Raw genomic sequence first — 8865 nt, 5'->3', positions numbered from 1 at the left:
CGTCAGACGCTCGCGCTGCCGTTGCACGGCGGCGGCATCGGCCGTCAGGGCGTTAGGCAGCGCTGCACCTAATCGTTCGCGCAACCTATCGACCTGCATGCGGTCGCGATCCAAGCTTGCGGGCAGCGCCCTTGCCAGCCTGTCGGCATAGAAATCCACCCCTTGCGCCGAAGACGCGAGCAGCGCGTTGGAGTCGCGAAAGACCGGACGGCTTGCGATGCGCCCGACTTGCGCCGAGCAGCCCTCGAGCACGCGCCGAGCGCAGGTATCAAGGCTGCCGCGACGCGCGCGGAACAGCGCGTCAAGGTTCTCGCGGGCCGGGCTTACCGCCTCAGCTGCGGCCGTAGGCGTAGAGGCGCGCACGTCGGCGACCATATCGGCGATGGAGGTGTCGGGCTCGTGCCCGATGCCCGTGACCACCGGCACGGGGCATTTCACGATCATGCGAGCCAAAAATTCGTCGTTGAACGGCATAAGGTCCTCGTACGACCCGCCGCCGCGAACCACCAGCACCACCTCGGCGCCGGCGTGCACCACGGCGCGCATGCCCTCGACGATGCCGGCCGGAGCCTGCGCGCCCTCGACGGCAACGCCCGCGAACAGCACCCGCGCCACGGGGAAACGGCGGCGCAACGTGCGCAGGGCATCGTGCACCGCATCTCCGCGCGGGCTTGTGACCAAGCCGATGGTAAGCGGATATGCAGGCAGGGGCAGTTTTCGGGCAGGGTCCGCAAGGCCTTCCGCGGACAGCTTCCGGGCAAGGTTGGCCACTTGCAAGCGCAGCTGGCCCTCTCCAACCGGCGCCAATGAGAACACATCAAAGTTCATGCGCCCCTTCGCCGCGTACAGCGTGAACCTTCCCGTCAGCTCGACCAGCTGCCCGACGGCCACCTGCACGCCAGCGGCGCGGAAGCGGTTGTTCCACATCATGCAGGGAAGGCTTGCCGACTTGTCCTTAACCGTGAAGTACACGGCCTTGTACCCCGGTTTGTTCGACAGCTCGGAGATCTCGCCGACCAGCCGCACCGTCACGCCCTCGAGCGCCCCTTTCGCCAGCTGCATGGCAGCGGACACCGACAACGCGCGCGAGCCCGAGTCGCCCGTTATCCCTCCAACGTTGCGCGAGGCGGCATTCGAGCCCGCGGCCGCATGCGCCCCGAATGCGGCCGCGCAAGCGCGAGCCGCCTCTTCGGCGCTGCGTGCGGGAGACGACGACGCCCCCTGGCTAGCAAAAACGCCGCGGGGTGTGCCCGCGGCGCCGTTATATGATCGATCGTAGCCCACGTTGCTACTCGTCACGGGACTGCAGCAGCCACAGCAGCTGCAGGATGGACGTCAGAGCAGCAGCAACATAGGTGAGCGCGCAGGCACGCAGCACGGAATAGGCACCGCCCTGCTCGGCCTGCGTGATGCCCTGGGTCTTCAAGTACGCAAGGCCGCGACGCGAGGCATCGAACTCGACGGGGAGCGTGACCAGCTGGAACAGCACCACCACGGCATACATGATGATGGCGAGCGTGGTAAGACCCGACAGCTGCATGAAGATGCCGAACATCAGCAGGAACACCCAAGCGTTGGAGGCGAAGTTGACCGCCGGCACCAGCGCGCCGCGGATCTTCATGGGAGCATAGCCCTGCGCGAACTGGATGGCGTGGCCAGCCTCGTGGCACGCCGTGGCGATAGCGGTGATGGAGGTTCCGCCGAACGCATCGGGGTCCAAGGTGATGGAGTTGCTACGCGGGTCGAAGTGGTCCTGCTGCGGGCCGCCGCGATAGACCTGCACGCCGTGGACGCCGTTCGCGGCAAGCATCATCTCGGCCATCTGCGCGCCGGTGACGCGCGTGGAGGCGGGAACGTGCAGGTATTTGTTGATCTGGCGGTTCACGTACCACGACGCGCCCATGCCGATGACCATGGTGACGACGATAAGGCTCAAATAGCTCATGCTCATATGGGTGATGCAACTCCTATCGAAAGCGTACGGCGCATGCCCTGCGCCCCGGGACGCGGCCGAGAAGGCTGCGCACTTGGTTCAACGAACCAAAAGTATACCGAAGCGAAACACCTTGCCTGCAGCTTCACGAATGTTCCCGCGAAACGTTCGCAATCCGTTACCGGATGCGCGCCGCACACGAAACAGCTGCAGGCGCCGACCGCATGGAGGCGACCAGTCTACTCTTCGCCATCCAAACGCGTTACCTTCAGATCGTGGCCTTGCAAGGACAGCACGAGCTTGCCCTCGAGCAGCTCGATGAGCTCCTCGCCCACGAGTGCCCGGCGCCAGCCGCGCAGAAGGTCGATGCCCTGCCTATACCCGCGGGCCATGCGCACCAGGTCATCATGGCTGGCCAGCGTGGGAAACGCCACGCCGTTCTCCTTGGCGCGCAGGCGAACGAGCGCGCTCATAAGGTCGAGCGGGGCATCCACATTCGGCTCGTTGCGCCCGCTGCGGTCCAGCTCGGGCCAGGCTTGAGGACCGGACTCCAGCGCCTTTTTCATAAGCCCGGCCACCGTGCGGGCATCGCGGGTGTTGAGCTTCTCGCGCATGCCGCGCACCATGAACAGCTCGTCAATGGTGCGAGCCTCGCGCTTGCAGGCCTCCACGATCTGCTCGTCGGTGATGACCCACTTACGCGGCACGTTGCGCTTCTGCGCCGTGACCTCGCGCCATGCGGCAACCTCGCGCGCCGCCGCCAGCTGCTTGCGGGAAAGCTGTCCGACGCGCTTGAGCTTGCGATAGCGTTCGCGCTCGTCGGATTCGAAACGCGAAGGGTCGCACATCTCGGCGAACTCGGGATCGAGCCAGTGCAAACGCCCCTGACGCTCCAGCTCCTGCTTCATATGCTCGTACATACGGGGAAGGTAGATGACGTCGTCGGCGGCATAGCGCAGCTGGGATTCCGACAAAGGACGGCGCGACCAGTCGGTGAACGAATCCACCTTCTTGAGCGCCACGCCGCATTCCGCGCCCACGAGCGCCCCGTAGCCGATCTGCTGGGTATGGCCCAACAGCGCCGCCGCCACCTGCGTGTCGAACAGCGGCTGGGGCAGCACGCCCACCTCGTGCCATAAGATCTCAAGGTCCTGCCCGCCGGAGTGCAGCACCTTCATGACATCGGGATCTTCCAAAAGCGGGGCCAGCACATGCAGGTCCTCTATGCCGAACGGGTCGACCACCGCCACCTCGTCGTCGGTGGCGAACTGGATCAAGCACAGGCGCGCATAATAGGTCTTCTCGCGTAAAAACTCGGTGTCGATGGCAAGGACGCTTGAGCTGCGCGCTCGCCCGACGAACGCCTCCAGTGCTTCTTGATCTTCGATATACACCCGGTAATTCCTCACGTTCATATCGTTGTGCTTTATGATGTAAGAATACCGCAACGGAAGGGAAAACCGTGAAACTGCTTGTCATCAACAACCTGGCATCGGGATACGGCGAAGGGGCCATCTACGATTTCGTGCGAAGCTTCGCCGCCGACGGCGATGAGGTCTGCATGCGCTGCACCAACGGCACCACGCCGGTCGGCTCGCTGCTCGACGACGCGAAGGACTTCGACGCCGTCATCGCGGCGGGCGGCGACGGCACCGTGGCCACGGTGTGCTATCTGCTTGCCAACACCGGCATACCCGTGCTGCCCTTCCCCGCCGGCACGGCAAACTTGCTAGCCCTCAACCTTGCAAGCCCGCTCGAGCCCCATGCGCTCGCAAAAATGGTGCGCGCCGGCCAGACGCTCGATTTCGACATGGGCGAGATCTGCGTTGACGGGAAACGCTTCGGGTTCTCCATCATGGCAGGCGCCGGCTACGATGCCGTCATCATGCGCGGGGCCCAGCGCGGCAAGCGCCTATTCGGCCCCATGGCCTACCTGCAGTCGGCGGTGGCCAATGCCATGCCGCAGCAATCGAAGTTCACGCTCATCTTGGACGGACGCAAGGTTGAAAGCGAAGGCCTCGGAGTGCTGCTGGTGAACTTCAGCAAGATCCAGTTCGACATACCGGTCACGCACGATAACAAGCCGCGCGACGGCGAGTTCGACGTGGTGGTGCTGAAGGCCAAAACCGCATTCGACCTGATACCGGCCGCCATCGCGGGCCTTTTGGACCGCGACGGCGAATTCCCCGACCGCACCGATGCGCTGGAGATCTTCCGAGCCAAGGAGGTCACGGTTGAAGCCGACCCCGCCATGGAGGTCCAATACGACGGCGAGGCCACCGGGCTTTCCACGCCGTTTTCCGCGCGTATCCTTCCCCGGGCAACGCGCCTGTTCATTTCCGATGAGGGCTACTCGCAGTTCAAGAAACAGTAACCTCTCAAGAAGGTAACGGCCCTGCAGGATCTAACCTGCAGGGCCGTCGTCGTTCGGGCTTGCCACCCCAAAGCGCCGCGCGAACGCTGTTCCGCGAAAACGCGCCGTCGGCCGCGTGCAGCGACCGACGGAAAACCACTCGAGTTTGCGTCAGCGCAACCAGGTTAGCTGTTCAGTGCCCCGCTCTTGCGCGGCTCGCCTTCGAGCTCCTCGTTCTTGCCCTGCTCGATTTCACGCCCCTCGCTCTTGCGCTCTTCCTTCCACTTCGCCAGATTCGAGTTATAGCGCATCTGGATAAGCTATGCATCACCTACTAACACTCGGGAAACAACTTACCTGACATTGCCCAGCAACGAAAAAGGCCCCCGCCGAAGCGGGGGCACAAGATTAAGCGGCTTGCAGACTAAAAGTGGTGACGCGCGAGCCGTTGCCCGCGTAGTCGTCCCAAGACCCGCCGGTATCGGTCAGGTCGTGCATATTCGGCAGGCCGTTGACGTTGTACTCCGCGACCAGCCAACCCGTCTTGTTGGGGTCCTGGGTCTCGTAGTAGCAGCGGACGGCGGTGATGGGCGAACCATCGCCAGCGCAGCCCCACATCAAATCGCCCTTGTCGTAGCCGTATACGGGGTCAAGCCAGCCGGACGATTGGGTGCAGACTTGATACCAGCCAGGCATGTCAATGGCGAGCCAGCGGATGGGATCGTAGCCGTTGCCGGCGAACGTATCGCCGGAGCCGCCGGTGTCGGTGTGGTCAACCATCTCGGGGAGCCACCAGCTGCCGGAGGGGTCGGTAGACGCCGCGTAGGTGATGGCTACGTCGCTCTGGTTGTATTCGGGATGCCAGTTTGTGCCGGACGTATCACCGGAGCCGGAAGGGACATAGGTGCCGCCGATGTAGGCATTGACCGCCGTCTTGAACTCGTCCCAGGAGCGGCCATACTCCGCGAAATAGCCGGTCGGGTCCGTGTGGTCGCTACCTCCCCAAATCCACGTGCAGTCGTTGTGCGACAGCAGGCGGTCGATGCCCCAGCCGCGGCTGTTGAGGTAATCGCCTGCCCAGGCTACGGCCTGGTCCCACTGGGCGTTAAAGTCATCCCAGTTGGTCGCATGCGCCAGCTCGATGCCCACGGTGGCGTAGTTGCCGTTGCCCACGTGCCAGCACAGAGCCCAATCCGGGACCGTGTGGTACACGACGGAGCCGTCCAGCTCCATGACGTAATGCACGGCGTACGTGTCATCACGCGACCACAGCAGCGTGTGGTTGTAGGCGCTCGCGCCGGGATTCGCGGTCTCGTGGATGACGAGATAGCCCGCGTCGTTATATCCATGGCCGTAGCTCACGGTATCTTCTACCTGCTCATACGCCAGAGCAGGAGTGGTGCACGCGATGACCAGCGCGACGGATGCCACGAACGCGGCAAGGCTAGCCTTGATGCTCTTATTCATCGCCGCCACCCACCTTGGCCTTGAGGGCGGATGCGCCGATCGCGGCGCCGATGAGGGCGCCTGCGGCGTTGAGCGTCAACACGATGCCATCGACGTTCGCCAACCCCCAGACGGGTCCGATCGTGCCGACGAACCATGCGCACGCGGGCAAAAGCAGCAGCCCCACCCACTTGAGGACGTCGTATGCCTTGTCAGGGATGAGCCAATCGGGCACGCTCTCGTTTTGGTCTTTAGCCATATGACACTTCCTTCCAAACAAAAAAGACCGCTTTCGCGGCCTAGTCGGTTAACAGATATTCGGTTTTCGTCTATTCGTCTATTCGTCTATGACGGGCGTTTGCATCGAATCCTCGAACATGCGCGTGCCGGTGCCGTTGCCGTCTATGCCGTGGTACGCGCCGTAGACGTTCTCGAGGTGCCTGCGGTTCGCGACCGTCATGCCGCCGTTCGCCATGGCCTCGGCATGGATGTTCTTCAGCTCGCGCCACAGCAGGGCGCGCATGCCGTCGCGCATCGCCTTGTCCTGGTCGATGGCCTTTCGCGACTTCGTGCGGACGGACGCGACCACTGCGGCCACGATCGCCCCGACGACGCCGGACACCGCTGACGTGACTGCGGCGGTGGCCGCGATTGCGTCAACGCTCACCAACCTACTCGCCTGCGCCTTCGCAGGCGGCGGCAAGCTGCTCTTCCAGCTCGTTGATTTTCGCGCGGTATCCCTGGCGGGCCTTCTCGGTCGGCGCGTACTCATCATCGCTCAGCGCCCCGTCCGCGTGCTTGAGCGCCTTGTAGTCGGTCTGGGCCAGCAGGTTCTTCAGCGCCGTGATTTCCGCTTCGATTTGGCGCGTCTCTTCGTTTTCGTTCATCGTTACCTCTTTTCATCGTGAAACAAATACTTGAACAGGGCATCCATGGAGAGCACCGTATCGTGCGCATCCAGATGCTTCATGCTTCCGCGCCAGCTTTGGTAGCTGCTCGCGGCATCCTCGTACGTCAGCGTGCCCTTGCGGTAAAGCCCGGCCATGCGCTTCAGCTTGCGCCGCTCGCGGGTTACGGCATCCCGGGACGGCCTTACCACCACGCGCCCGGTCTCGGAATAGAAGAACCTCTTCTTGAGCCACACGAATCCGCGAGACAGCTTGACGATGCGCGTTTTGGTCGGATGCAGGGTCAGCCCGACCTCGGCGCACTTGCGCTCGATGAGCATCAGGCAAACTTGCAGGTATTCCTTAGATTCGTGGATGCAATAGGAATCGTCCATGTACCGTCCAAACGCGTCCACGCCCAGCATCTCCGCTATGTAATGGTCGATGCCGTTTTGATAGCACACCGCCAGCACCTGGTCAGGCTCAGAGCCTAGCCCCAGCCCGCGCTCGCCGTGCGCGTCCACGAACAGCCCGGCAAGGGCCGCCGCGCCCGCATCGGGGACGGCGTTTCCCACGAGGCGCTTAGCGCAGCTGTGCAAAAGCGAGTCGAAGTATCCCGCATCGTCCATGAGCAGGATGTAGCCCTCGCGCCCCCGCTTGCGCCAGTTTGCGGCGAGGTGACGCTTCATGAGCCTTATGGAATAGTCGGTGCCGCGCCCCTCTATGTTGGCGGCGTTGGAGTATGTGGCGGTAGGCACCAGCGCGGGCGTGAGCACGTTTCTCGTAAGCGACTTCTGCGCCACGCGCTCGCTTATCCTGGGCGCGCTGATGTGGCGGACCTTCCCGCGCTCCACCACGTCGAACCTTGTGAAGCCGCGCCTGACGTCGCGACCGGCCAGAAGGTCGTCGCGCGTCCTGGCGGCGTTGAGCAGATAGTAGGCCATGTAACGCTGCACGGAGTGCTTCCACATGACCCCGTGCGCCGCCCTGCGCGATGCGCTGACGAGCGAATCCATGGATGCGACGTTTGCCAGCGTGCACGTTCTCGTGCGCTCGGCCTTGGCGCGGGCGCGTTTCTCCTGACGGCGCTTGCGCCGGACTGCCCGCCTTTCCTCGGATGTCATAGAGAGCGCCCCGCGCAGCTCGCATTGCGGCTCGCCAGCTGCTTGACGGAAGGCCATGAAACGCGGCCGAGCCGCCGATTGCCGCGCCATGCAAGCAGCGTCCGGCCTCCGTCGCGGGGCGCGTGTTTACGGGCTGCGCCCGATGGTCGCGCCCTCCTTCCTTCACATGCCCTGCGTTCGCTCTCGCTACTTGGTCTGGCTATGGGGGAATCCGACACGGGGACGAACCCAGTCGTTCGAAGCGCCATTGTAGTTGGCGTTGCCGTTGTTGTTGACGTAGCACGCGTTGGCGGAAGAGCCACCGGCTGCGGAGCGCAACCACCAGTTGTACCGACAAACAGGACGTGACCGCCGCCCATTATAGCAACTCCAGCTGCTCGGCATGGCTGCTCGACCGAACGGACGGCGCGGATACCCCATCTCGCGCCGCGAGCTGAACATCTTCGGCCTTCTTCCCCTCAAGCCGCTCAAGCTCGGCGGTTGCCGCCGCTATTCGTTCGTCGAGCGTCTGCTGGCCGAGGATGCGCACCTTCTTCCGCGCTCCCTTGAGCAGCTTCAGTTCCTCGTCTATGAGCATCATAAGCCGGTAGAACCTGGCCGCAGGGCCTTGCGGCTCGCCGTCCGGCGCAGTCGGCATGCCCTCCACCACGCCCATATCGAGAAGGCATTGCATGTCCTGTACGAGCTGGTTGCAATCGGCTATCGCGAGCGTCAGGTAGCGGCGGCGCTCCGCCGCGTTGAAGCTGTTGGACGGATAGAACGCATCGGATCGCACTATGTTGTAGACGAGGCTTCTGGCCGTCTCCACGGTCGGCACCGCGTTAAGCAGCCTGTACGACTTCGGGACGACTTTCGAGTTTGCCATCAGCTTGTTGGTCTCCGTTCGGATAGCTATCGCTACCGAGAAGAACTTGAACTCGGAAACCTTGCGGTTTCGCTTCAAAACTCCGCTCACGCGGCACCCCCCCCTATTCAATGCAGAGAAGAAGCCGCCCGCTTCGCGGGCGGCTCGCCGCCGCGCAAAGGCGGCGGCAGGAACAGCGACCAGTATACGTCTAGCCATGCGGCTAGCCGAACAGGAAGCCGACACGGGGACGAACCCAGCCGCTCGAAGCGCCATAG

Annotated in this window: 12 protein-coding genes; 1 reads left to right on the top strand and 11 read right to left on the bottom strand. The window is 63.6% G+C overall.

From position 1 onward, the window contains the following. The 3 genes from xseA to rnd form a co-directional block, all read right to left on the bottom strand. Positions 1 to 1284 (bottom strand): exodeoxyribonuclease VII large subunit (gene xseA / locus Q0H50_RS06835; RefSeq protein WP_294420806.1); only part of this gene is annotated, 1284 nt, incomplete at its 3' end. 4 nt (positions 1285 to 1288) lie between these two features. Next, a complete protein-coding gene (locus Q0H50_RS06830; protein ID WP_294420804.1) occupies positions 1289 to 1951 on the bottom strand; it encodes a zinc metallopeptidase in 663 nt (220 codons plus the stop codon). A 221-nt stretch (positions 1952 to 2172) separates the two neighbouring features. Then, the gene (gene rnd / locus Q0H50_RS06825; protein ID WP_294420802.1) at positions 2173 to 3327 is read right to left on the bottom strand and encodes a ribonuclease D; all 1155 of its coding nucleotides are present in this window, start codon (positions 3325 to 3327) and stop codon (positions 2173 to 2175) included. A gap of 68 nt (positions 3328 to 3395) precedes the next feature. Here rnd and Q0H50_RS06820 point away from each other — a divergent pair, with 68 nt between their 5' ends. Then, positions 3396 to 4307, top strand: coding sequence for a diacylglycerol kinase family protein (locus Q0H50_RS06820; RefSeq protein ID WP_294420800.1), 912 nt, complete (start codon positions 3396 to 3398; stop codon positions 4305 to 4307). Between the two features lie 164 nt (positions 4308 to 4471). Here the strand turns inward: Q0H50_RS06820 and Q0H50_RS06815 are convergent, their stop codons facing one another. The 8 genes from Q0H50_RS06815 to Q0H50_RS06785 all read right to left on the bottom strand — a co-directional run bounded on the left by Q0H50_RS06815 (position 4472) and on the right by Q0H50_RS06785 (position 8698). Beyond that, positions 4472 to 4597: a hypothetical protein gene (locus Q0H50_RS06815; RefSeq protein WP_294420798.1), complete on the bottom strand. Its 126-nt coding sequence runs from the start codon at positions 4595 to 4597 to the stop codon at positions 4472 to 4474. Between the two features lie 97 nt (positions 4598 to 4694). Further along, positions 4695 to 5753 (bottom strand): peptidoglycan recognition family protein, encoded by a 1059-nt coding sequence (locus tag Q0H50_RS06810; protein WP_294420796.1) that lies wholly within the window; start codon positions 5751 to 5753, stop codon positions 4695 to 4697. Beyond that, positions 5746 to 5991, bottom strand: coding sequence for a phage holin (locus Q0H50_RS06805; protein WP_288577758.1), 246 nt, complete (start codon positions 5989 to 5991; stop codon positions 5746 to 5748). The genes Q0H50_RS06810 and Q0H50_RS06805 overlap by 8 nt, the downstream gene beginning before the upstream one ends. A gap of 78 nt (positions 5992 to 6069) precedes the next feature. Then, on the bottom strand, positions 6070 to 6399 hold the full coding sequence (locus tag Q0H50_RS06800; RefSeq protein ID WP_294420793.1) for a hypothetical protein: 330 nt from the start codon (positions 6397 to 6399) through the stop codon (positions 6070 to 6072). Between the two features lie 4 nt (positions 6400 to 6403). Continuing rightward, a complete protein-coding gene (locus tag Q0H50_RS06795; protein WP_294420791.1) occupies positions 6404 to 6619 on the bottom strand; it encodes a hypothetical protein in 216 nt (71 codons plus the stop codon). 2 nt (positions 6620 to 6621) lie between these two features. Further along, complete coding sequence (locus tag Q0H50_RS06790) at positions 6622 to 7800, bottom strand: RNA-directed DNA polymerase (protein ID WP_294420789.1); 1179 nt, start codon at positions 7798 to 7800, stop codon at positions 6622 to 6624. Positions 7801 to 7929: 129 nt separating this feature from the next. Continuing rightward, positions 7930 to 8127: a DUF6273 domain-containing protein gene (locus Q0H50_RS09590; protein WP_366936647.1), complete on the bottom strand. Its 198-nt coding sequence runs from the start codon at positions 8125 to 8127 to the stop codon at positions 7930 to 7932. Beyond that, on the bottom strand, positions 8102 to 8698 hold the full coding sequence (locus Q0H50_RS06785) for a hypothetical protein (protein WP_294420787.1): 597 nt from the start codon (positions 8696 to 8698) through the stop codon (positions 8102 to 8104). Before Q0H50_RS06785 ends, Q0H50_RS09590 begins: the two co-directional genes overlap by 26 nt. Positions 8699 to 8865: the final 167 nt, after the last annotated feature.

Source organism: uncultured Senegalimassilia sp., from assembly GCF_934632265.1.
In the GTDB taxonomy this organism is placed as follows: Bacteria; Actinomycetota; Coriobacteriia; order Coriobacteriales; family Eggerthellaceae; genus Senegalimassilia.
Note: the sequence above shows the minus strand (reverse complement) of the source record. Positions and strands in the feature narration are given on the sequence as shown.

What these genes read in the sequence shown, in the direction of transcription:
- Q0H50_RS06830 (WP_294420804.1), bottom strand. Translation starts at nt 1,951, where the DNA reads ATGAGCATGAGCTATTTGAGCCTTATCGTCGTCACCATGGTCATCGGC.
- Q0H50_RS06815 (WP_294420798.1), bottom strand. Translation starts at nt 4,597, where the DNA reads ATGCGCTATAACTCGAATCTGGCGAAGTGGAAGGAAGAGCGCAAGAGC.
- Q0H50_RS06810 (WP_294420796.1), bottom strand. Translation starts at nt 5,753, where the DNA reads ATGAATAAGAGCATCAAGGCTAGCCTTGCCGCGTTCGTGGCATCCGTC.
- Q0H50_RS06805 (WP_288577758.1), bottom strand. Translation starts at nt 5,991, where the DNA reads ATGGCTAAAGACCAAAACGAGAGCGTGCCCGATTGGCTCATCCCTGAC.
- Q0H50_RS06795 (WP_294420791.1), bottom strand. Translation starts at nt 6,619, where the DNA reads ATGAACGAAAACGAAGAGACGCGCCAAATCGAAGCGGAAATCACGGCG.
- Q0H50_RS06790 (WP_294420789.1), bottom strand. Translation starts at nt 7,800, where the DNA reads ATGGCCTTCCGTCAAGCAGCTGGCGAGCCGCAATGCGAGCTGCGCGGG.
- Q0H50_RS09590 (WP_366936647.1), bottom strand. Translation starts at nt 8,127, where the DNA reads ATGCCGAGCAGCTGGAGTTGCTATAATGGGCGGCGGTCACGTCCTGTT.